Here is a 20,903-nt window from a genome sequence, read left to right on the forward strand (position 1 = left end):
CCCCCGTCGTCTTGTGGTGGCGCCAGGTCACTGGCGGTAGCCGCTGAGGAAGCGGCCGATGCGGCTGATGGCCGCGTCGAGGTCGTCAGCGTAAGGGAGCGTCAGGATGCGGAAGTGGTCGGGCCGCGGCCAGTTGAAGCCCGTGCCCTGGACGACCTGGATCTTCTCCTGGAGCAGCAGGTCGAGGACGAACTTCTCGTCGTCGTGGATGGGGTGAATCTTGGGGTCGAGGCGCGCGAAGGCGTACAGCGCGCCCTTGGGCTTCACGCACGAGACGCCGGGGATCTCGTTCAGCTTCCGCCACGCCATGTCCCGCTGCTCGTACAGGCGCCCGCCCGGGACGGTGAGCTCGCGGATGGACTGCCGGCCGCCGAGCGCGGCCTGGATGGCGTACTGGGCGGGGGCGTTCGGGCACAGGCGCATGGAGGCGAGCATCGTCAGGCCCTCCAGGTAGCTCTTCGCGTGCTGCTGCGGGCCCGTGACGACCAGCCAGCCCGAGCGGAAGCCCGCCACGCGGTAGGTCTTGGAGAGGCCGCAGAAGGTCAGGACGACGAGGTCGGGGGCGAGGGCCGCGACGCTGTGGTGCACGGCGTCGTCGTACAGGATCTGGTCGTAGATCTCGTCGGCGAAGACCATCAGTCCGTGGCGGCGCGCGAGGTCGAGGATGCCCTCCAGGATCTCCTTGGGATACACGGCGCCCGTGGGGTTGTTCGGGTTGATGATCACGACGGCCTTGGTCCGGTCGGTGATCTTCGACGCCATGTCGTCCAGGTCCGGGTACCAGTCCGCGGACTCGTCGCACGTGTAGTGGACGGCCTTGCCTCCGGAGAGGGTCGTCACGGCCGTCCACAGCGGGAAGTCCGGGGCGGGGATGAGGACTTCGTCGCCGTCCTCAAGGAGGGCCTGCACGGCCATGGTGACCAGCTCGGAGACGCCGTTGCCGAGGAAGACGTCGTCCACGGAGACCTCGTCGAGGCCGAGCGCCTGGTAGCGCTGGGCGACGGCGCGGCGGGCCGAGAGGATGCCGCGCGAGTCCGTGTAACCGTGCGCCCGCGGAAGCATCCGGATCATGTCCTGGACGATCTCCTCGGGCGCCTCGAAGCCGAAGAGCGCGGGGTTGCCGGTGTTCAGGCGCAGGACGCTGTGTCCCGCCTCCTCCAGGGCGTTGGCGTGCTCGATGACCGGGCCCCGGATCTCGTAACAGACCTCGCTGAGCTTGCTGGACTGCCGGAACTCCATGCGCTGTGCCTCCCGTGACGTGAGTTACTTGGTTTTACCAAGCTGGAGCTTGGAAAGTCCAACAACTTGCATAGACTGTGCCGCATGGGTCACACGCCACCTGCCGCCAGGTCCCGCCGACGCTATGACCAGTACTGCGCCGCCGCCCGCGCCCTGGACGCCGTGGGTGACCGCTGGACCCTGCTGATCGTCCGGGAACTGCTGGCCGGCCCGCGCCGCTACACCGATCTGCACGCCGACCTGCCGGGCGTGAGCACGGACGTCCTGGCGTCCCGGCTCAAGGACATGGAGCGCGAGGGCCTGACGACGCGCCGCCGCCTTCCCCCGCCCTCGGCCGCGTACGTCTATGAACTGACCGAGCGGGGAAGCGAGTTGCTGCCGGTCCTCCAGGCGCTCGCCACCTGGGGCGCACCCGCCCTCCAGGAGCGTGCGCCGACTGATGCGGTCCGCGCCCACTGGTTCGCGCTGCCGCTGCTCCGGGTCCTTGCGGGGCCCGGCGTGGAGGGGGTGGTGCAGGTCCGCCTGGACGAGGGGGAGTTCCACGTACGGGTGGGGGACGCCGCCGGGTCGTACGGCGACGGGCCCGCCCCCGAAGCCCCCGACGCACTCCTCACCCTCGACGCGGAGACCTGTGTCGCGGTGGGCCGGGGCGCGCTGACGGTCGCCGAAGGGGTGCGGGCGGGCCGCATCGAGGTGTCCGGCGAGGGTGTCCTCGCGAAGGCCCTGCGCGCCGGCTGATCCGGCGAAACCGGATCGTGCTCGGAGCGGCCACCCGCATACAGTTGCCGGTGTGCTGCGTGAAGTGACTGCTGTCCGGTATGTGAACCCGCTGATGACCGGGGGCTCCGTGCCCGGCGTCGTCGAGACCGACGACCTCGGGACCTACGTCGTGAAGTTCACCGGTTCGGCGCAGGGCCGCAAGGCGCTGGTCGCCGAGATCATCGTCGGCGAGTTGGCCCGCCGCCTCGGCCTGCGCTTTCCCGAGCTGGTCCTGGTCCACTTCGACCCTGCGGTCGCGTCGGACGAGCCGCACCAGGAGGTACAGGACCTGCTGCGGGCCAGTGCCGGTCTCAACCTGGGCATGGACCTCCTGCCGGGCGCGGTGGACTTCACTCCCGAGCCGCTCGACGTGGACCCGCTGGAGGCGGGCAAGGTGGTGTGGCTCGACGCCCTCACCGCGAACGTCGACCGCACGGTGCACAGCTCGAACCTGATGATCTGGCCCACGTCAGGCTTCCAGCGGCCGAGGCTGTGGCTGATCGACCACGGCGCGGCCCTGGTCTTCCACCACCGCTGGGGCGCGTCCGCGCCGGACAAGGTGTATGACTTCCGGCATCACGCGCTGGGCGGGTACGGACCGGACACGCGGGCCGCCGACGCGGAGCTGGCGCCGCTCGTCACGGAGGCCGCTCTTCGCGAGATCGTCGGCCTCGTCCCCGAGGCGTGGCTGGCAGACGAGCCGGGCTTCTCGTCACCCGACGAGGTGCGGGAGGCGTATGTGAACTTCCTGCTGGCACGCGTTCGTTCCTCGGCGGCCTGGCTGCCGGTGGACTTCCCCAGCCGGGGCGAGCTCGCCGCCGCGGATGCGCGGCGCGCGGCCGCTACCGAGAGAGGCCGTCCGGCCTGGCTGAAGCGGGTGCCTGACCTGCACGGGAAGCCTGCGGCTGAGCAGGACTGGTCGCGGCATATCGGTTAGCTGCAAAACGCATGTGGCCGGGCGCGCAGTTCCCCGCGCCCCTTACGGGGCACCCCGAAGGGGCACTCATGACTGAGCCCCCGGCGCTGTGCGGTGCCGGGGGCCCTGGTCATCTCCGGGTACGGGTCAGCGCAGCTGCTCGTACGCGGGCAGCGTGAGGAAGTCCGCGTAGTCCGCGTCCAGGGAGACCTGGAGGAGGAGGTCGTGGGCCTGCTGCCACTTGCCGGCCGCGAAGGCCTCCTCGCCGATCTCGGCGCGGATGGCGGCCAGTTCGGCGGCGGCGACCTCACGGGCGAGGTCGGCGGTGGCGGTCCGGCCGTTCTCGAAGACGACGCCCGCGTTGATCCACTGCCAGATCTGCGAGCGCGAGATCTCGGCGGTGGCCGCGTCCTCCATGAGGTTGAAGATGGCGACGGCGCCCAGGCCCCGCAGCCACGCCTCGATGTAGCGGATGCCGACCTGGACGGCGTTGACCAGGCCGTCGTACGTGGGCTTCGCGTCGAGGGAGTCGATGGCGATCAGGTCACCGGGGGCGACCTTGACGTCCTCGCGCAGGCGGTCCTTCTGGTTGGGCTTCTCGCCGAGCACCGCGTCGAACGACTTCATCGCGATCGGGACCAGGTCCGGGTGCGCGACCCAGGAGCCGTCGAAGCCGTCGCCGGCCTCGCGGTCCTTGTCGTTCTTGACCTTCTCGAAGGCGACCTTGTTGACCTCGGCGTCCTTGCGGGACGGGATGAACGCCGCCATGCCGCCGATCGCGTGCGCGCCGCGCTTGTGGCAGGTGCGGACGAGGAGTTCGGTGTACGCCCGCATGAAGGGGGCGGTCATCGTCACGAGGTTGCGGTCCGGCAGGACGAACTTCGAGCCGCCGTCACGGAAGTTCTTGACGATGGAGAAGAGGTAGTCCCAGCGTCCCGCGTTCAGGCCGGAGGCGTGGTCGCGGAGCTCGTAGAGGATCTCCTCCATCTCGTACGCGGCCGTGATCGTCTCGATGAGGACCGTGGCGCGGACGGTGCCCTGCGGGATGCCGACGTAGTCCTGGGCGAAGACGAAGATGTCGTTCCAGAGGCGGGCCTCCAGGTACGACTCCGTCTTCGGGAGGTAGAAGTACGGGCCCTTGCCGAGCTCGATGAGGCGCTTGGCGTTGTGGAAGAAGTACAGGCCGAAGTCGACGAGCGCGCCGGGGATCGGAGTGCCCTCGAACTGCAGGTGGCGCTCGTCCAGGTGCCAGCCGCGCGGGCGCATCACGACGGTGGCGAGCTCGCCCGCGTCCTTGAGGGCGTACGACTTGCCGCTGCGGTCGTCCGTGAAGTCGATGCGGCGCTCGTAGGCGTCGGTGAGGTTGAGCTGGCCCAGGATCACGTTCTCCCAGGTGGGTGCCGAGGCGTCCTCGAAGTCCGCGAGCCAGACCTTGGCGCCCGAGTTCAGGGCGTTGATGGTCATCTTGCGGTCGGTCGGCCCGGTGATCTCGACGCGGCGGTCGTTCAGGGCGGCCGGGGCCGGGGCCACCTTCCAGGAGTCGTCCGCGCGGATCGCGGCGGTCTCGGGAAGGAAGTCGAGCGTGGAGGTGCTTGCGATCTCGGCGCGGCGCTCGGCGCGGCGGCTGAGGAGCTCGTCACGGCGGGGCGTGAAGAGCCGGTGCAGCTCGGCCACAAAGGCGAGGGCCGCGTCGGTGAGGACCTCCTCCTGCCGCGGCAGAGGCTCCGCGTCGACGATGGCCAGCGGGGACTGCGCTGGTGCGGACATGAGCTGTCACTTCCTTCAGCGAGCTTCACAGGTGGTGCCGCGGCGACCGCCGGGCATTCGCAGTGACACTCAGTGCCACCGGAGCCGAGATACGGCCGTGGACCCCACATGAGGGAACGGGTGCTTCTGAACAGTGGATACTAGTTTCCTCATAGTGGAAGTTCAATCGTCTGTTGATGTCGAGATTCTCTTCATCGACAGAACGTGTCGCTGAGTGCCATCCCGGTCACACAAGGTTTCACTCAAGATGGATCAGGTCGGCGGGCGTGTCGATGTCGTACGCGCGGGCCACGTCCCCGCACTCGACGAGGGTGATTTCTCCCGCGTGTTCCTTCAGATAGGCGCGTGCCCCGCGGTCGCCTGTCGCGCTCGCCGCGATGCCCGCCCAGTGGTCGGCGCCGAAGAGCACCGGGTGCCCGCGCTCGCCGTCGTACGCGGCGGCCGCGAGGGTGGCCCGGGAGCGGTGGGCGGCGTGCACGCGGGCGATGGCGGCAGGGCCGATGCCGGGCTGGTCGACCAGGGAGACGAGGGCGGCCTCGGCATCCGTGCCGCTCAGGGAACGCAGCCCCGCCCGCAGCGACGAACCCATGCCCTGCGCCCAGTCGGGATTGTCGATCAGTACGCAGCCGGGGAGCGAGGCCTTCTCCCGTACGACATCGGCGTCCGCGCCGAGCACCACGTGCACGCGCGTGCACCCGCCCTCACGCAGTACGCGGACCGCGTGCTCCACGAGGGGCCGCCCCTGGTGGTCGAGGAGCGCTTTCGGGCGGCCGCCGAGGCGTCGCCCGCCGCCCGCGGCGAGGAGGAGTCCGGCGATCATCGGATTCGTCATGGCTCCTGCATACCGCACCCTGTCCCCACGGCCGCGGCCCGCCGGAACCCGAGGCGGTGTCTTCCGGCCAGAAAGTGGCGCGTCCCGCGTCCCTTGGCGTTTACTGGCCCGCGGCCCCTGGCGTCTGACCAACGCCGCGCGGGGTCGGCAAGATCTGAACGTGAACTGCGCACGACGTCGTGCGAGGGGGAGAGCTGTGTTGCGGAGCGTGGGGCAGAGGCGAGTGACCGGCATCGAGGAGGATCCGCGAGTCGCGGAGTTGGGCACGGCTGTGTCGCGACTGCGCCGCGAGCTCGCCGCGCATCCGGCCGAGTTTCCCGACCGGGGCATCGCCGAGGACGAGCTCGCGGCGCTGGCCGCGATGGCCCGGAACGGTGCGCCCGAGGTGCCGAGGCTGCGACGCTCGCTGCTTCTCGTCGCAGGAGCGATCGGCTCCGTCAGCGCGCTGGCCGCGGGTCTCGCGGCGGTCCGCGGAGCGGTGGAACTCTTCGGGGAGCCGGGCGCGAGGTAGACCCTCACACCGACGGACCGACCGACGGACCGACCGATCGACCGACGGACCGACCGACCCCGGCGGCGAGCGGACCGTGAAGTCCGCTCGCCGCCGGGGGCGTTCTCAGGTGCGGGACGGGGCTGAGGTGCGGGTTTTGCCGTCCACCAGTTCCACCACTCGGTCGGCGACCGTCAGGCGTGTTCGGTCGTGGGTGACCAGGATCGTTGCCGTTCTCCACTCCCGCGTGAGCCTGCCCAGCAGGTCGAGGACCGCCGCGCCCCGTACGTGGTCCAGCGCGCTCGTCGGCTCGTCCACCAGGAGCACCGCGGGCGCGTTCATCAGCGCCCTCGCGATGCCCACCCGTTGGCGCTGGCCGCCCGAGAGCTGATGCGGGCGCCGGTGTGCGAGGTCCGCGAGGCCCACGGTGTCGAGGAGTTCCCGTGCCCGCTCCCGGACCTCGACGGCGTGGAAACGGCGCCCGCGGCCGTCCAGGCGCGCCATCAGCTCCACCTGTTCCAGCGCCGTCAGCGACGCCAGGAGATTCGGCTGCTGGAAGACGATGCCCATCCTCCGGCGCCGCAACTCCGCACGTTCGGCGGCGGAGAGGGACCCCGTCTCCGTGCCCCCGACCACCACCCGGCCCTGGTCGGGGGTGACCAGCGTCGCGGCCACCGCGAGCAGGCTGGACTTGCCGGAGCCCGACGGGCCGACGACCGCCGTCAGTGTTCCGGCGGGGACGTCGAGGCCGACGCCGGCGAGCGCCGTGAGGCGTCCCTCGCCGTCCGGGTACGTCAGCGTGATGTCCTCGAGGTACAGACTCATCGGGCACTCCCCAGCGCGGTCAGCGGATCCACGGCGGTGATCCGTCGGACGGACAGACCCGCGCCCAGCGCCCCGAGGGCGATCATCACGGCGGCGGGCCACAGCACGGTCGGCGGATCGAGCATGAAGGGGACGTCCCCGCCACTGATCGCGGAACCGACCACCGCCGCGATGCCCGTCCCCAGGGCCGTCCCGGCGGCCAGCATCAGCACGGCCTGTCCGAGCGCGTCCCTGAGCAGATACGGCGTCGAGGCGCCCAGCGCCTTCAACACCGCGATGTCGCCCGCGCGTTGGATCGTCCACACCGTGAAGAACGCTCCTATGACGAGCGCGGAGATGACGAAGAGGAAGCCACGCATGAGCTGCAGCGAACCGTTCTCCGCCTGGTAGGAGCCGATCGCGGTGAGTGCGCCGTCGAGCGTCGTCGTCTCCGTGCCCGCGGCCTTGTCGCCGGCCGCGAGGTCGACCCCACCGCCGGTCCGCAGCGCGATGACCGTGGCCTGCTCGTCCGTCGACGTTCCCCGGTGGCCGAGCCCCTGCCAGTCGTCGAGCGCGGTCCACACGACGGGGGTGTGGCTGTACGAGGCGTCCGACGCGACCCGCGCCACCCGTTCCCGGACCCCGCTGCCGCCGAGCCGCACCGTGTCCCCGGCACCGACCCCGAGGTCAGCCGCGGCCTTCTGCGAGAGCACGGCCTCGCCCGGCGCGACGCCGGCGGGCGCGATCCCGGAGTCCGGCTCGACGCCGAACGCGGACACGGCGGCCGAGCGGTCGCCCGCGGTGGCGTTGAGGGTGCTGATGCCGATCGGCTGTGCGGACCGTACGCCCGGCTGCGCCGCCCACTTCTCCCAGGCGCGCTGTTCCAGCTGGGAGCTGGTGAAGGAGCGGGACTGACCGGGGGGCGGCGCGGCGAACGCGAGGTGGTCGGCCGGGAGACCGGTGATCGCGGAGGTGTTCTCCCTGGCGAGCCCGGCGGTGAGCCCGGAAAGGAGCCCCACGAGCAGAGTGATGAGTACGACGACGGCTCCCATCAGGGCGAACCGCCCCTTGGCGAACCGAAGGTCTCTCCATGCGACGAACATGCCCCCACCCTCCGTCCGCGCACACGCCCCGGGCATCGCGCCACAGCACGCTTCACCCGAATCGAAGGGGGGAGCCCACGATCAACCTTTTGGTTGAGGGGCCGAGGGGCGGCTCCGCATACGCTGGAAGGTCCGATGAACACCTCCGAAGCTCCCAAGCCCCCCACGGGACCCCACCGGCCCACCCCCGTCACGCTTGTCCTGCGGCTCTGCCTGCACGCGCTGCTCGCGGGGCTGCTCGTGCTCGCCGCCGTGCGGGCCCTGGCCGACGGAGCGCCGCGTGCCGGGGCTGTCGTGGCGGCCGTGGCCGTCATCGGCTGCGTCTACGTGGCGGGCACGCTCAGCCCGGCCGTGGCGCGGTCGCAGCGGGCGGCAGCGCTGTGGCTCGGCGCGCTCGGCCTTTCCTGGGTGGCGCTGCTCGTCCTGTCGCCGGACGGGCTGTGGACGGCCTTCCCCCTGTACTTCCTGCAGCTGCACCTGCTGCCCGTGCGCTGGGCCCTGCCCGCCGTCGCGCTCACCGCGGCCGCCGCCATCACCGGCTTCGTGTCGCACGGCTCGCCCCTGTCGCCCGGCAGCTTCATCGGACCGCTGCTCGGCGCGGCCGTGGCGGTCGCCACCGTCCTCGGATACGAGGCGCTGTACCGGGAGAGCGAGCGGCGCAGGCAGCTGATCGACGAGCTAGTCGCCACGCGGGCGGAGCTCGCCGCCGCCGAGCGGACCGCGGGCACCCTCGCCGAGCGCGAGCGCCTCGCCCGCGAGATCCACGACACGCTCGCGCAGGGCCTCTCCTCCATCCAGCTCCTGCTGCGCGCCGCCCAACGCGCGCTGCCCGCGGGTTCCGCCGCCGCGCCGCACATCGAGCAGGCCCGCGCCGCCGCGCAGGACAACCTCGCGGAGGCACGGCGCTTCGTACGCGCCCTCAGCCCGCCCGACCTGGCGCACGGCTCCCTGGCCGGAGCCCTGGAGCGCCTCTCCGCGTCCGCGTCGCCCGGCTCCGCCCTGCACGTCCAGTTCACGGTGAGCGGCGCACCCACCGAGCTGCCCACCCCGTACGAGGTCGCGCTGCTCCGCACCGCCCAGTCCGCGCTCGCGAACACCGTCCGGCACGCGGGCGCGGGGCGTGCCGAGATCACCCTGAGCTTCATGGACACGTCCGTCTCCCTGGACGTCGTGGACGACGGCCGCGGCTTCGACCCGGCGTCGGCGCCCCGCGGGGACGGCGGCTTCGGTCTTCCCGCGATGCGGGCGCGCGCCCGGTCCCTGGGAGGGACGCTGAGCGTGGAGTCGGCGCCGGGCCAGGGGACGGCCGTCGCGGTGACCCTGCCGCTTCCGACGGGGGCCGCGCCATGAGCGCCGGGCCGCCGGAGCCCATCCGGCTGCTCCTCGCGGACGATCACCCCGTCGTCCGCGCCGGGCTGCGTGCCGTGCTCGACACCGAGGCCGACTTCACCGTGGCGGGGGAGACGGCGACGGCGGAGGCAGCGGTGGCGCTCGCCGCGACCGGTGGGTTCGACGTCGTCCTGATGGACCTTCAGTTCGGGGCGGGCATGCACGGGGCGCAGGCCACGGCCGCGATCACCGCCGTGCCCGGGGCGCCGCGGGTGCTCGTCCTGACGACGTATGAGACGGACGCCGACATCCTCGCCGCGGTCGAGGCGGGGGCCGCCGGATACCTCCTGAAGGACGCGCCGCCGGAGGAACTGGCCGCGGCGGTGCGGACCGCGGCCGCGGGGCAGTCCGCGCTCGCTCCCGCCATCGCCCACCGCCTCATGGACCGGATGCGGGCACCCGGGGAGGCGCTGACCGGGCGCGAGCTGGAGGTGCTCAGGCTGGTGCGGGAAGGGCTGTCCAACCTGCAGATCAGCAAGCGTCTCTTCCTGAGCCAGGCCACCGTCAAGTCCCACCTGGTGCACATCTACGCGAAGTTGGGCGTCGACTCGCGCACGGCGGCGGTAGCCGTGGCGACGGGGCGAGGGCTGATCCGGGGCGGCGCGGGCTAGTCAGGATCCCGCGATGCTTTCCAGCATGCGCTGCTGGTGCCGGTGGCCGATCGTCTCGTAGCCGATCACCGTGACGAACGGGGCGAGCATGACGACGAGCAGGCACACCGCGATCGCGACACCGGCCGCCGAGAGCAGCACCGCCACGGCGAGCACGGCGAGCGTGAGGCCGATGAGCAGCAGGTGGAAGCGGTCCGTGGCGGAGAGCAGCAGGGTGTGCAGGAGATAGACCGTCAGCAGGTAGAGGCCGACGGGGAGGGCCAGGGACAGGACGACGGCGACCTCGCCGATCTTCGCGTGGTGTTCCAGGTACAGCCCTGCCACGTGCAGCCCCGCGCCTGCTCCGGCGATGCCGACGTAGAGGGGGATGTGTCCGTAGCCGAAGAGATATCCGCGGTTGCGGCGGTGGGTGAGGATGTCTCCGAAGGGGGTGGCGAAGTACACCCACCACATGCCGAAGGTCAGACCGACTCCGGCGACGACGACGGCTACGGCGTTCACGCCCCACTGCGTTCCGTCCGCGCCGCCCAGGAGTTCGCCCGACGAGGCGATGGTGCCGACGACGCCTTCGCCGAGGGTGATGATGGCGAACAGGCCGTAGCGTTCGGCGACATGGTGGGGGTGCCAGGGGGTGCCTCCCGCGCGGCCCTGGGTGAGGAGCGGCAGCGCGAGTTCCAGCACCCCGAGCACGACGAACGCGACCAGGACCGCGGCGAGCGGCAGTTCGGTGAAGCCGACGACGATCCACCCGGCCTGGGCGATCACGGTCCAGCGGATGTTGGCCGTCCCGACCTTGTGGAAGGAGGGAGAGTCCCGGCTCGCCCGCCACCACTGCGCCACCATCGCGATCCGCATCACGACGTAGCCGATCACCATGGCCCGCAGTTCGAGGTGGTCGCCCGCGTCGAGGGAGTGGAACATCGCCGGCAGGCCGAGCGAGAACACGACGACGCCGATCATCTGGAGCATCGTCAGGGCGCGGTAGAGCCAGTCGTCGGTGGCGAAGGCGGAGGCGAACCAGCTGAAGCTGATCCAGGCGACGCTGATGGCGAACATGGCGAGCAGGAACGCGAGGGTCGCCTGGCCGGCGTGGCCCTCGGCGAGCATCTCGGCGAACTGGGACGCGGCGGTGCCGACGGCGACCACGAAGGTCAGGTCGAACAGCAGCTCGAGCGGGGAGGAGGCCCGGCCGTGTTCCTCCGGGTCACGGCCGGTCATCGGTACCAGACGGTGCGCGAGACCGCTCCGGCCGACCGCGCTGGTTGCATCGGAGTCACTCATGCGCGGCATGATGCCTGACGCGGCATCGCCGGCCGGCGGGCGCCGCGCGGAAGCGGCCGGGAGCCGCCCGGTGGGGGTTGTCGGGCGGGGCTACGCCGCCGGACCCGAGCTGGCCAGCGCGGCGGAGAGCTCCACCGCCACCTCCTGCAGCACCGGGACGATCTTCTCCACGGCGGCCTCGGTCACGCGGCCCGCCGGGCCGGAGATCGAGATGGCGGCCGCCGTGGGGGAGTTGGGGACCGACACCGCCAGGCAGCGCACCCCGATCTCCTGTTCGTTGTCGTCGACCGCGTAGCCCGCGCCGCGGACCACTTCGAGCGCGTCGAGGAAGCCCTCCGGCGTGGTGATCGTCTTCTCCGTGGCGGCGGGCATCCCGGTGCGGGCGAGGAGTGCGCGTACCTCGTCCGGCGGGGTGTGGGCGAGGAGGGCCTTGCCGACGCCCGTGGAGTGGGGCAGGACCCGGCGGCCCACCTCGGTGAACATGCGCATGGAGTGCTTGGACGGCACCTGGGCGACGTACACGATCTCGTCGCCGTCGAGCAGCGCCATGTTCGCGGTCTCGCCGGTCTCCTCGACCAGGCGCGCGAGGTAGGGGCGCGCCCAGGTGCCGAGGAGGCGGGACGCCGACTCGCCGAGGCGGATCAGACGCGGGCCGAGGGAGTAGCGGCGGTTGGGCTGCTGGCGTACGTAGCCGCAGGCGACCAGTGTGCGCATCAGGCGGTGGATCGTGGGCAGCGGGAGGCCGCTGCTCGCGGAGAGCTCGCTCAGACCGACCTCGCCGCCGGCGTCCGCCATCCGTTCGAGGAGGTCGAAGGCGCGCTCGAGGGACTGGACACCACCGCTGGCAGCGGGCGGCTTGGAGGCGGCGACTTCGGTGGAGGCGTCGCTGGCGCTTGACGTCGGCACGGCGCAGTCCTTTCGGGGCTGACGGGCAAGGCAGCAGCCTACCGGGCGGTTCCTCGCGAGGTCCCTTCGCGGCCCTGGCGTCATCGCCGGTCAGGGCCGTCCAGGGACCGGTCGGGGAGCCTTTGTCCGCTTCTCCGCCGTCACACCCGGTGATCGTTTGACGGCCCGGTTGTGCGTAGCTACGTTCTGGCCTGCGGAATTCTAATTCCACTTTGTGGAAACGTCCAGTGTGCTCGGGATGGCCCCTTGACGGTTCGGGGTCGGCCGTGAAGACTCATTCAACAGAACGTTGAATTCCGTTTAGCGGAAACGAATGGTCTGTGTAGCGGAAAAGAACGAACACACAAGCAACAGCGAAGAGAGGGCGTTGAGGACGTGGACGTAGAACTGGTGCTGCGCTCGACCCGCGTGATCACCCCGCAGGGAACCCGCGCCGCGTCGGTCACGGTCTCCGGGGGGAAGATCGCGGCCGTGCTCGCACACGACGCCGAGGTGCCGGCGGGGGCCAGGGTCGAGGACTTCGGGGACGACGTCCTGCTGCCCGGACTCGTCGACACGCACGTCCATGTGAACGACCCGGGCCGCACGGAGTGGGAGGGCTTTTGGACCGCCACCCGTGCCGCGGCCGCCGGTGGCATCACCACCCTCGTCGACATGCCGCTCAACTCCCTGCCGCCGACCACCACCGTCGACAACCTGCGCACGAAGCAGGACGTGGCCCGCACCAAGGCGCACATCGACGTCGGCTTCTGGGGCGGCGCCCTGCCCGACAACGTCGGCGACCTCAAGCCCCTGCACGACGCCGGTGTCTACGGCTTCAAGTGCTTCCTCTCGCCGTCCGGCGTGGACGAGTTCCCGCACCTCGACCAGGACCGCCTCGCCACCTCCATGGCGGAGATCGCGGGCTTCGGCGGCCTGCTCATCGTGCACGCCGAGGACCCGCACGAGCTGGACGCGGCCCCACACAAGAGCGGCCCCAAGTACACGGACTACCTGGAAACCCGCCCGCGCGTCTCTGAAGACGTCGCGATCGAGGGGCTCATCTCGCTCGCCAAGCGGCTCGGCGCCCGTGTCCACGTACTGCACCTGTCGTCCTCCGACGCGCTGCCCCTGATCGCCGCCGCCAGGCGCGAGGGCGTCAAGCTGACCGTCGAGACCTGCCCGCACTACCTCACGCTCACCGCGGAGGAAGTCCCGGACGGCGCGAGCGAGTTCAAGTGCTGCCCGCCCATCCGCGAGGCCGCCAACCAGGACCTGCTCTGGGAGGCGCTCGCCGAGGGCACCATCGACTGCATCGTGACGGACCACTCGCCGTCCACGGCCGACCTCAAGACCGACGACTTCGCGACGGCGTGGGGCGGCATCTCCGGCCTCCAGCTGAGCCTCCCCGCGATCTGGACCGAGGCCCGCAAGCGCGGCCACAGCCTCGAGGACGTGGTGCGCTGGATGTCGACGCGCACCTCCGAACTGGTCGGACTCGACCAGAAGGGCGCCATCGAGGCCGGCCGCGACGCCGACTTCGCGGTCCTCGCGCCCGACGAGACCTTCACCGTGGACCCCGCGGAGCTGCAGCACCGGAACCGAGTCACGGCGTACGCGGGCAAGACCCTCAGCGGCGTCGTGAAGTCCACCTGGCTGCGCGGCGAACGCATCCTGCACGGCGGCGAGTTCAGCGAACCCGCAGGCCGACTTCTGGAAAGGAAGAACTGATCACTGTGACGACGGCGCAGCATATATCCCCTTTGGCCACCTTCACCGGCGATGCGAGCCCCTACGGCGGCGGCGACCCCTACGCGGACTACCGCACCGCGGACTTCCCCTTCACGCAGTACGCCAACCTTGCCGACCGGCAGCTGGGCGCCGGTGTGATCGCCGCCAACGACGAGTTCTTCGCGATGCGCGAGAACCTCCTCCTCGCGCACCCGGCCGTGTTCGACCCCGAGCACTTCGGCCACAAGGGCAAGGTCATGGACGGCTGGGAGACCCGCCGCCGCCGTGGCGTCTCCGGCGAGCACCCGTGGCCGACCGCCGACGACCACGACTGGGCGCTCGTACGCCTCGGCGCCCCCGGCGTCGTACGCGGCATCGTCATCGACACCGCCCACTTCCGCGGCAACTACCCGCAGGCCGTGTCCGTCGAGGGCACCAGCGTCGACGGCTCGCCGACCCCCGAGGAACTCCTCTCGGACGACGTGAAGTGGACGACCCTCGTGCCGCGTACGGCAGTCGGCGGCCACGCGGCCAACGGCTTCGCCGTCGACCTGGAGCAGCGCTTCACGCACCTGCGCGTCAACCAGCACCCGGACGGCGGCATCGCCCGCCTGCGCGTGTACGGCGAGGTCGTCGCCGACCCCAAGTGGCTCGCGGCGCTCGGCACGTTCGACGTCGTGGCCCTGGAGAACGGCGGCCAGGTCGAGGACGCGTCCGACCGCTTCTACTCCCCGGCCACCAACACCATCCAGCCGGGCCGCTCCCGCAAGATGGACGACGGCTGGGAGACCCGGCGTCGCCGCGACAACGGCAACGACTGGATCCGCTACCAGCTGGTGGGCCAGTCCGAGATCCGCTCCGTCGAGATCGACACGGCCTACCTCAAGGGCAACTCCGCCGGGTGGGCAGCCCTTTCGGTGCGTGACGGCGAGGACGGCGAGTGGGTCGAGGCGCTGCCCCGCACCCGTCTGCAGCCCGACACCAACCACCGCTTCGTCCTGGACGCCCCGGTCGTCGGCACCCACGTGCGCATCGACATCTTCCCGGACGGCGGCATCTCGCGGCTGCACCTCTTCGGTTCGCTGACCGAGGCGGGACAGAGTCGTCTGACGGCGCGTCACCAGGAGCTCGGCGGCTGAACCGGAGCCTCTGAGGCCCGCTGAAGAACGTGGGGCGCGCCGGGTGGAAAGCCCCGGTGCGCCCCATCACCATGCCCGCGTGCGCTTACGCGGAGTGCCCGCCGTCGACGACGAGCTCCGTGCCCGTGATGAACGAGGCGTCCTCACCGGCGAGATAGGCCACGAGCGAGGCCACCTCGTCGGCGGAGCCGAACCGGCCAAGGGCGGCCGCCGCCTTCTGGGGCTCGGCGAACGGACCGTCGGCCGGGTTCATGTCCGTGTCGATCGCTCCCGGGTGGATCACGTTCACGGTGATCCCACGCCCGGCGAGCTCCCGCGCCAGAGGCTTCGTCATGCCGATGAGGGCCGCCTTGCTCATCGCGTACAGCGCGCTGCCGCCCGCGCCCACGTACCGGACGAGCGCCGTTCCGGTGGAGATGATCCGGCCTCCGTCGGCCAGTCTGCCGGCCGCCGCCTGCGAGGCCAGGAAGACCGCGCGTACGTTGATGTCGAGGACCCGGTCGACGTCGGAGAGCGCCAGTTCCCCTATGGGGCCGAGAACTCCGATGCCCGCGTTGTTCACCAGGATGTCCAGGCGGCCCAGATCGTCCGCCGCGCGCTCCACCGCGCCCGCGGCGTCGCCGGGGTCCGCCGCGTCCGCCCTGATGGCGAACCCGCGCCGCCCCGTCGACTCGATCTTGGCGACGACGTCGAGAGCGGCGGCCTCTTCCTTGACGTACGTGATCGCGACGTCGGCTCCCTCCTGTGCGAGCCGCAGAGCGATCGCCGCGCCCATGCCGCGGCTGCCGCCGGTGACGAGAGCGGTCTTGCCGGTCAGAGAAGACATGTCCGTAAACCTCATTCGCGTGGTTATGTGCGTGATGCCTGAGAAGTGCTTGCGGTTTCAATGAAAGCGGGCGGAGTGCGCCGTCGCTGGCGGGAAATGGACACCGCTTTCTCCGGGGAGGGGATACGGTGATCGACCCGCGTGAGAGCCGCCGAAGTCTCCACATCACCGCAGCCGTTGGAGACCGCGCCCGTGTCGACGCTCACCGTTCCCGCCGCGCCGCCCGCCGCGCGCCGTGCCTGGCTCACCGATCTGCCCGTCCTGCTCGTGGCCGTGGTCTGGGGCGCCAGCTATCTCGCGGCGAAGGGCATCACGACGACGCACACGGTCGTCGCCGTCCTGGTGCTGCGGTTCGCCGTCGTGCTGCCCGCGCTCGTGATCGCCGGATGGCGCGGCCTGCGCGCCCTGACGGCGCCGCAGTGGCGCGGGGCGGGAGTGCTCGGCCTCGTCCTGAGCGGGATCTTCCTCCTGGAGACGTACGGCGTCGTCCACACCTCGGCGACCAACGCGGGCCTCATCATCAGCCTCACCATGATCTTCACCCCGCTCGCCGAGGCCGCGGTGATGCGGAAGAGGCCGCCGCGCGCCTTCCTCGCCGCGGCCGGGCTCTCCGTGCTCGGCGTGGTCCTGCTGACCCAGGGCGGTGGCTTCACGCGGCCCTCGGTGGGCGACGGCCTGATCTTCCTGGCGGCCCTCGCGCGCACGGTGCACGTCCTTGCGATGTCCCGGATCAAGGCCGTGCAGGGCGCGGACGCCCTCTCCTTGACCACGGTCCAACTGGGCGGCGCCGTCACCGTGTTCGCGGTGCTCGCCGTCGCGGGCACGGGCGCGTCGCCCTGGTCCGTCGCCGCCGGCTTCGGTGCGCGCGAGTGGGCCGGGCTGCTCTTCCTCTCCGTGTTCTGCACGCTCTTCGCCTTCTTCGTGCAGATGTGGGCGGTGCGCAGGACGTCTCCCTCACGGGTCAGCCTGCTGCTCGGCACGGAGCCGTTGTGGGCGGCCGCGGTCGGGATCGCGCTGGGCGGGGAGCGGCTGGGTGTGGTGGGTCTGGTGGGGGGTGTGCTGGTTCTGGTGGGGACCAGTTGGGGCCGCGGGGTGCGGTGATACGTTCCGGGGTCGATCAACAGGGGGAGCCCATGAACGAGTACTTCGAGCAGGAATTCGCCGCGGGCGCGGAGAAGCGCCGTATCGGGGGCGGGGTGCTGTTCTTCGCCGCGGCCGTCATCTGGGCGGTGCTCGCCTGGCAGTTGATGGTGCCGTTCGGCGACGGGGACGACGACTCCTCCAGCAGCCGCACGTGTCAGTCGGTGCTCTTCTACGAGGGCGACGCCCCGACATGGCACGACTCCACGTGGGAGGACTGCCGCGCGCAGCGCAGGTGGCCCGAGATGCTGGCCTGGCTGGGGCTCTCGGTGCCGCTCTCGGTGGTGGGCGCGGTGCTCTACAGCAGCGGGTCCACCAGTCTGCGGATGCGCGAGTACATGGCGGAGCACCGCATCGCCGCCGCGAAGGGCGCGGCCGCCGCCGCGAAGAAGGACTGAGGAAGAACCGGCCGCGCTCGGTTAACTCCCGGAAAATTCACCGCACTTGGCGTTGACACCACAACCTCTACGCGCGTCACACTGGTCGCATGCGAATCCCCCCACGAATCGTGAGTGTCACCGCCCTCGCCGCAGCCCTGCTCGTCGGCGGCCCCGTCGCCGCCTCCGCGAGCGCGTTCCCGGACCACCACGCCCCCGCCTCGACGGCGTACTCCATCACCGCCGTCGGCGACATCTGCCACTCCGCGCTGCCCGCCCAGGCGCACGACACCCTGGACCTGATCGAGGCGGGCGGCCCCTACCCGTATCCGCAGGACGGCACCGTCTTCCAGAACAGGGAAGGCATCCTGCCCTCCCAGGGCTCCGGCTACTACCACGAGTACACCGTGGTCACGCCGGGCTCACCGGACCGTGGCGCCCGCCGCGTCGTGACCGGTGAGAAGAACCAGGAGGACTACTACACCGCCGACCACTACGAGTCCTTCGACCTGGTCGACTACTCCTGCTGAGCCCGGCCCGGCCCGACCCGGCCCGACCCGGCACGGTACTCACCGACGGGCCTTCCGGCTCTCCGCGACCGCGAACAGCGCGAGCGCCAGCACGATCAGCGTGACGCCCGCGTAGATCTCGTATCCGTCGAGGAACCCGATCCGCCGCACGATCCCCCAGCCGCGCAGCCGGCCGGTCAGCTCGTGCACCAGGGTGACCGCACCCTGGATCAGGAGAAGGACGCCGAAGAGCTCAAGTACCTGCTTCATGCCGAAGAGCCTCGCCCCGTGGGCCCCCCACGCACATCGGCCACAGGGCGAGGCCTCTTCCCCCGGCACCCTCCCAAAGTCTCTCCGTGCGCGACTTTGGTGGACGATCACGCCCGGAGGGCAGCCCATGCCCGAAGCAGTGCGTAGATTTGTCGACCATGAGCGGCAATCAGCCTCCGTCGGACCCCTCGGCCTCCTGGGCGAGGCGTCCCTGGGCGCTGCCCTCGGCCGTCGCCGCCGAGTTCGACCCGGACCAGTCGGCGCGCAAGGGCAGGCGCGGGCCCCGGCGGACCGCGCGGGACTGGCTGGTCGACTTCGCCTGCTTCGCCACGGCCGTCGTCATCGGCATGGTGGGCGCGGACGCGGTCAGCAGCAACCCGAACGTCTCGCACGGCGCGGCCGAGGCCGACCAGCTGATCGGCGCACTGGCCTGCGCCGCCGTCTGGCTGCGCAGACGCTGGCCGGTCGGCCTCGCCGCCGCGCTGGTCCTGGTGAGCCTGGCCTCGGACACCGCGGGCGGCGCGGGCGCCGTGGCGCTGTTCAGCCTCGCCGTGCACCGGCCCTTCCGGTACGTCGGCTGGATCGGCGGCGTCTCGATCTGCCTGATGCCGTTCATCTACTGGATGCGGCCCGACGCCGACCTGCCCTGGCTGGCCGCCGTCCTCATCGGCATGCTGATCAACGCCTCCGTCATCGGCTGGGGCATGTTCGTGCGCTCCCGCCGCCAACTCCTGCTGAGCCTGCGCGACCGCGCGATCCGCGCCGAGAACGAGGCGGCCCTGCGCGCCGAACAGGCCCAGCGCCTTGCCCGCGAGTCCATCGCCCGCGAGATGCACGACGTGCTGGCCCACCGGCTCACCCTGCTCAGCGTGCACGCGGGCGCGCTGGAGTTCCGCCCGGACGCGCCACGCGAGGAGATCGTCCGCGCCGCCGGTGTCATCCGGGAGAGCTCGCACGAGGCGCTGCAGGATCTGCGCGAGGTGATCGGCGTCCTGCGCGGCGGCAGCGACGGTGAGGCATCGGGACGGCCGCAGCCCACCCTCACGGCCCTGGAGACGCTGGTCGCCGAGTCACGCGACGCGGGCATGAAGGTCGCACTCGACCACCGCGTCACCGACCCGGCCGCCGTGCCCGGCGCTGTGGGCCGCACCGCCTACCGCATCGCCCAGGAGGGCCTGACCAACGCCCGCAAGCACGCCCCCGGCGCCGAGGTGACGGTCTCGGTGTCCGGCGCCCCGGGCGAAGGCCTCACCCTGTCGGTACGCAACCCGCCGCCTCCCGGCGACGTGCCGAACGTCCCCGGTTCCGGCCAGGGACTGATCGGCCTCACGGAACGGGCCACGCTGGCGGGCGGCCGCATCGAGCACGGGTCCGTGGGCGACGGCGGCTTCCGCGTCGACGCCTGGCTGCCGTGGGAGTCACCCTCCGGTCGCGGCGGTGAGCTGTGAGCGCAGCAGTGCGGCCACGGCCGCCGTCTCGCCGTTGAGATAGAAGTGGCCGCCCGGGAACACCTCCAGATCGAACCCCTGGGTGGTGTGCTCGCCCCAGGCCCGTACGTCGTCGAGCGGTGCCTTCGGGTCGTCCGCGCCGGCCAGCGCGAGCACCGGACAGTCGAGGCGCTTGCCACCGGTGTGCCGGTAGGTCTCGATGGCGCGGTAGTCGGCACGCAGCGACGGCAGGATCATCCGCCGCACGTCCGGGTCGGCCAGGAGCGCGCTGTCGGTGCCCGCGAGGCTCGCCACCTCCATCAGCAGGGCGTCGTCGTCCCGCAGGTGCACGTTCTCCTCGCGGAAGCGGGAGGGGGCCCGGCGCCCCGAAGGGAAGAGCCGCAGCGGCACGGTGCCGTCGGCCGCGAGCCGCAGCGCCACCTCGAAGGCCACGATCGCGCCCATGCTGTGGCCGAAGAGCGCCAACGGCTTGCCGGTCCACGGCTTCAGGGCTTCGTATGCCTCGTCGGCGAGGTCGGTGACGCTCTCCAGGGACGGCTCGGCGCTGCGGTCCTGGCGGCCGGGGTACTGCACCGACAGGACGTCGACGTCCGGGGCCAGGCGTTGCGTGAGGCCGTGGAAGTAGCTCGCCGAACCGCCCGCGTGCGGGAAGCAGACAAGGCGGCACGGTGCTTGCTCCGCCGGCTTGAAGCGCCGTATCCAGTCGCTTCGATCGTCTCGGTCGTTCTCCGGTCCCTTGCTCACAGCACACCGTCCTTTCCGGTCAGCGGGACTTCCCGCAGGTCGCTCAGGACGACCAGTTGTGTCTCGGCCAGCATCCCGGCGAGGGCCGCCGGTGCCGTGCCCTCGTAACCGCACCCCGTCCACCGCGCTTCTCCGCCGCCGGGCGGATGGTGGAGGCCGGCCACGCCCCACGGCGTGACCTGTCCGGCCTCCAGGGCCGTGGCGCCCGCCTCCAGCAGATGCGGGCAGTGCTCGGCGGCGAGCGCCCAGCAGGAGCGGCAGGTGGGGGGTGTACCGGTGGTGTGCAGGCGTTTGGGGCGGCTGCCGTACTCGCCCGCGGGCAGCAGCCACGGCAGGCGGCCGTCCCTGGGAGCGATCGGCTCGCCGCAGACCTGGCAGAGCATGCGGCGCATGCACTCTCGTTGGCGGCGGGCGTGCGTCCGGGAGAAGAGCGGGCGGCCCTCGCCGCGCGGGCCGAGGTGGCGCATCCACAGGACGCCGTGCTCGTCGCGGTCCTCGGGCTCCTCGCGCTCGTAGCGGACGGCGCCGCTGACCGGATCGACGCGCACCGGTTCCAGCCGGGACTCGCCCTCCCAGAGGGCGACCCAGGGCACCAGGGCGGCCGGGCTTGTCGGCCTTGTCATGACGGGATCGGTCTCCTGTG

At 71.5% G+C, this 20,903-nt stretch carries 22 protein-coding genes; 11 read left to right on the plus strand and 11 right to left on the minus strand.

Features of this window, described 5'->3' with window-relative positions:
• Positions 1–27: 27 nt before the first annotated feature.
• Positions 28–1,239: a pyridoxal phosphate-dependent aminotransferase gene (locus tag ACWD02_RS19325; RefSeq protein ID WP_451211831.1), complete on the minus strand. Its 1,212-nt coding sequence runs from the start codon at positions 1,237–1,239 to the stop codon at positions 28–30.
• An 84-nt stretch (positions 1,240–1,323) separates the two neighbouring features.
• Here ACWD02_RS19325 and ACWD02_RS19330 point away from each other — a divergent pair, with 84 nt between their 5' ends.
• On the plus strand, positions 1,324–1,977 hold the full coding sequence (locus tag ACWD02_RS19330; RefSeq protein ID WP_451211833.1) for a winged helix-turn-helix transcriptional regulator: 654 nt from the start codon (positions 1,324–1,326) through the stop codon (positions 1,975–1,977).
• 52 nt (positions 1,978–2,029) lie between these two features.
• Positions 2,030–2,935, plus strand: coding sequence for a HipA family kinase (locus ACWD02_RS19335; protein WP_451211835.1), 906 nt, complete (start codon positions 2,030–2,032; stop codon positions 2,933–2,935).
• Between the two features lie 126 nt (positions 2,936–3,061).
• Here ACWD02_RS19335 and aceB read toward each other — a convergent pair whose 3' ends face one another.
• Both aceB and ACWD02_RS19345 read right to left on the minus strand, forming a co-directional pair.
• Entirely contained in the window at positions 3,062–4,681 is a 1,620-nt protein-coding gene (gene aceB, locus ACWD02_RS19340) for a malate synthase A (RefSeq protein ID WP_451211838.1), read from the minus strand.
• 238 nt (positions 4,682–4,919) lie between these two features.
• Complete coding sequence (locus tag ACWD02_RS19345; protein ID WP_451211841.1) at positions 4,920–5,513, minus strand: nucleotidyltransferase family protein; 594 nt, start codon at positions 5,511–5,513, stop codon at positions 4,920–4,922.
• A 196-nt stretch (positions 5,514–5,709) separates the two neighbouring features.
• On the opposite strand from ACWD02_RS19345, the gene ACWD02_RS19350 reads away from it, so the two are divergent.
• Positions 5,710–6,024: a DUF5955 family protein gene (locus tag ACWD02_RS19350; protein WP_451211843.1), complete on the plus strand. Its 315-nt coding sequence runs from the start codon at positions 5,710–5,712 to the stop codon at positions 6,022–6,024.
• Between the two features lie 105 nt (positions 6,025–6,129).
• On the opposite strand, the gene ACWD02_RS19355 is transcribed toward ACWD02_RS19350, so the two are convergent.
• Together ACWD02_RS19355 and ACWD02_RS19360 are read right to left on the minus strand one after the other, a co-directional pair.
• Positions 6,130–6,828, minus strand: a complete 699-nt coding sequence (locus tag ACWD02_RS19355; protein ID WP_451211846.1) for an ABC transporter ATP-binding protein — start codon at positions 6,826–6,828, stop codon at positions 6,130–6,132.
• On the minus strand, positions 6,825–7,910 hold the full coding sequence (locus tag ACWD02_RS19360) for an ABC transporter permease (RefSeq protein ID WP_451211848.1): 1,086 nt from the start codon (positions 7,908–7,910) through the stop codon (positions 6,825–6,827). Before ACWD02_RS19360 ends, ACWD02_RS19355 begins: the two co-directional genes overlap by 4 nt.
• A gap of 135 nt (positions 7,911–8,045) precedes the next feature.
• Between ACWD02_RS19360 and ACWD02_RS19365 the strand changes: the two genes are divergently transcribed.
• Together ACWD02_RS19365 and ACWD02_RS19370 are read left to right on the plus strand one after the other, a co-directional pair.
• A complete protein-coding gene (locus tag ACWD02_RS19365; RefSeq protein ID WP_451211851.1) occupies positions 8,046–9,260 on the plus strand; it encodes a sensor histidine kinase in 1,215 nt (404 codons plus the stop codon).
• Positions 9,257–9,910, plus strand: a complete 654-nt coding sequence (locus tag ACWD02_RS19370; RefSeq protein ID WP_451211854.1) for a response regulator — start codon at positions 9,257–9,259, stop codon at positions 9,908–9,910. Before ACWD02_RS19365 ends, ACWD02_RS19370 begins: the two co-directional genes overlap by 4 nt.
• Here the strand turns inward: ACWD02_RS19370 and ACWD02_RS19375 are convergent, their stop codons facing one another.
• Together ACWD02_RS19375 and ACWD02_RS19380 are read right to left on the minus strand one after the other, a co-directional pair.
• Positions 9,911–11,191: a low temperature requirement protein A gene (locus ACWD02_RS19375; protein WP_451211856.1), complete on the minus strand. Its 1,281-nt coding sequence runs from the start codon at positions 11,189–11,191 to the stop codon at positions 9,911–9,913.
• A gap of 90 nt (positions 11,192–11,281) precedes the next feature.
• Positions 11,282–12,097 carry an IclR family transcriptional regulator gene (locus tag ACWD02_RS19380; RefSeq protein ID WP_363209632.1) on the minus strand — a complete coding sequence of 272 codons (816 nt, stop codon included), beginning with the start codon at positions 12,095–12,097 and terminating at the stop codon, positions 11,282–11,284.
• Positions 12,098–12,472: 375 nt separating this feature from the next.
• Here ACWD02_RS19380 and allB point away from each other — a divergent pair, with 375 nt between their 5' ends.
• Together allB and alc are read left to right on the plus strand one after the other, a co-directional pair.
• A complete protein-coding gene (gene allB, locus ACWD02_RS19385) occupies positions 12,473–13,807 on the plus strand; it encodes an allantoinase AllB (protein ID WP_451211859.1) in 1,335 nt (444 codons plus the stop codon).
• The gene (gene alc, locus ACWD02_RS19390; RefSeq protein ID WP_451212097.1) at positions 13,804–14,946 is read left to right on the plus strand and encodes an allantoicase; all 1,143 of its coding nucleotides are present in this window, start codon (positions 13,804–13,806) and stop codon (positions 14,944–14,946) included. The genes allB and alc overlap by 4 nt, the downstream gene beginning before the upstream one ends.
• A gap of 85 nt (positions 14,947–15,031) precedes the next feature.
• Here alc and ACWD02_RS19395 read toward each other — a convergent pair whose 3' ends face one another.
• A complete protein-coding gene (locus ACWD02_RS19395) occupies positions 15,032–15,772 on the minus strand; it encodes an SDR family NAD(P)-dependent oxidoreductase (protein ID WP_451211862.1) in 741 nt (246 codons plus the stop codon).
• Positions 15,773–15,964: 192 nt separating this feature from the next.
• On the opposite strand from ACWD02_RS19395, the gene ACWD02_RS19400 reads away from it, so the two are divergent.
• From ACWD02_RS19400 to ACWD02_RS19410, 3 genes are all read left to right on the plus strand, one after another.
• Positions 15,965–16,873, plus strand: coding sequence for a DMT family transporter (locus tag ACWD02_RS19400; protein ID WP_451212100.1), 909 nt, complete (start codon positions 15,965–15,967; stop codon positions 16,871–16,873).
• Positions 16,874–16,905: 32 nt separating this feature from the next.
• Positions 16,906–17,310, plus strand: coding sequence for a hypothetical protein (locus ACWD02_RS19405; protein WP_451211865.1), 405 nt, complete (start codon positions 16,906–16,908; stop codon positions 17,308–17,310).
• 89 nt (positions 17,311–17,399) lie between these two features.
• Positions 17,400–17,819: a ribonuclease domain-containing protein gene (locus tag ACWD02_RS19410; protein ID WP_451211868.1), complete on the plus strand. Its 420-nt coding sequence runs from the start codon at positions 17,400–17,402 to the stop codon at positions 17,817–17,819.
• A gap of 39 nt (positions 17,820–17,858) precedes the next feature.
• On the opposite strand, the gene ACWD02_RS19415 is transcribed toward ACWD02_RS19410, so the two are convergent.
• Entirely contained in the window at positions 17,859–18,068 is a 210-nt protein-coding gene (locus ACWD02_RS19415) for a hypothetical protein (RefSeq protein WP_451211871.1), read from the minus strand.
• A gap of 158 nt (positions 18,069–18,226) precedes the next feature.
• Between ACWD02_RS19415 and ACWD02_RS19420 the strand changes: the two genes are divergently transcribed.
• A complete protein-coding gene (locus ACWD02_RS19420; RefSeq protein WP_451211874.1) occupies positions 18,227–19,516 on the plus strand; it encodes a sensor histidine kinase in 1,290 nt (429 codons plus the stop codon).
• Here the strand turns inward: ACWD02_RS19420 and ACWD02_RS19425 are convergent.
• Positions 19,487–20,260 carry a thioesterase II family protein gene (locus ACWD02_RS19425; RefSeq protein ID WP_451211877.1) on the minus strand — a complete coding sequence of 258 codons (774 nt, stop codon included), beginning with the start codon at positions 20,258–20,260 and terminating at the stop codon, positions 19,487–19,489. The genes ACWD02_RS19420 and ACWD02_RS19425 overlap by 30 nt on opposite strands.
• Positions 20,257–20,883 (minus strand): hypothetical protein, encoded by a 627-nt coding sequence (locus tag ACWD02_RS19430; RefSeq protein ID WP_451211880.1) that lies wholly within the window; start codon positions 20,881–20,883, stop codon positions 20,257–20,259. The genes ACWD02_RS19425 and ACWD02_RS19430 overlap by 4 nt, the downstream gene beginning before the upstream one ends.
• Positions 20,884–20,903: the final 20 nt, after the last annotated feature.

The sequence above is a fragment of the Streptomyces sp. NPDC002853 genome (assembly GCF_053591915.1).

Coding starts and splice junctions, on each gene's coding strand:
- ACWD02_RS19325 (WP_451211831.1), bottom strand. CDS start 1,239: ATGGAGTTCCGGCAGTCCAGCAAGCTCAGCGAGGTCTGTTACGAGATC.
- ACWD02_RS19330 (WP_451211833.1), top strand. CDS start 1,324: ATGGGTCACACGCCACCTGCCGCCAGGTCCCGCCGACGCTATGACCAG.
- aceB (WP_451211838.1), bottom strand. CDS start 4,681: ATGTCCGCACCAGCGCAGTCCCCGCTGGCCATCGTCGACGCGGAGCCT.
- ACWD02_RS19345 (WP_451211841.1), bottom strand. CDS start 5,513: ATGACGAATCCGATGATCGCCGGACTCCTCCTCGCCGCGGGCGGCGGG.
- ACWD02_RS19355 (WP_451211846.1), bottom strand. CDS start 6,828: ATGAGTCTGTACCTCGAGGACATCACGCTGACGTACCCGGACGGCGAG.
- ACWD02_RS19360 (WP_451211848.1), bottom strand. CDS start 7,910: ATGTTCGTCGCATGGAGAGACCTTCGGTTCGCCAAGGGGCGGTTCGCC.
- ACWD02_RS19365 (WP_451211851.1), top strand. CDS start 8,046: ATGAACACCTCCGAAGCTCCCAAGCCCCCCACGGGACCCCACCGGCCC.
- ACWD02_RS19370 (WP_451211854.1), top strand. CDS start 9,257: ATGAGCGCCGGGCCGCCGGAGCCCATCCGGCTGCTCCTCGCGGACGAT.
- ACWD02_RS19375 (WP_451211856.1), bottom strand. CDS start 11,191: ATGAGTGACTCCGATGCAACCAGCGCGGTCGGCCGGAGCGGTCTCGCG.
- ACWD02_RS19395 (WP_451211862.1), bottom strand. CDS start 15,772: ATGTCTTCTCTGACCGGCAAGACCGCTCTCGTCACCGGCGGCAGCCGC.
- ACWD02_RS19405 (WP_451211865.1), top strand. CDS start 16,906: ATGAACGAGTACTTCGAGCAGGAATTCGCCGCGGGCGCGGAGAAGCGC.
- ACWD02_RS19410 (WP_451211868.1), top strand. CDS start 17,400: ATGCGAATCCCCCCACGAATCGTGAGTGTCACCGCCCTCGCCGCAGCC.
- ACWD02_RS19415 (WP_451211871.1), bottom strand. CDS start 18,068: ATGAAGCAGGTACTTGAGCTCTTCGGCGTCCTTCTCCTGATCCAGGGT.
- ACWD02_RS19420 (WP_451211874.1), top strand. CDS start 18,227: ATGAGCGGCAATCAGCCTCCGTCGGACCCCTCGGCCTCCTGGGCGAGG.
- ACWD02_RS19430 (WP_451211880.1), bottom strand. CDS start 20,883: ATGACAAGGCCGACAAGCCCGGCCGCCCTGGTGCCCTGGGTCGCCCTC.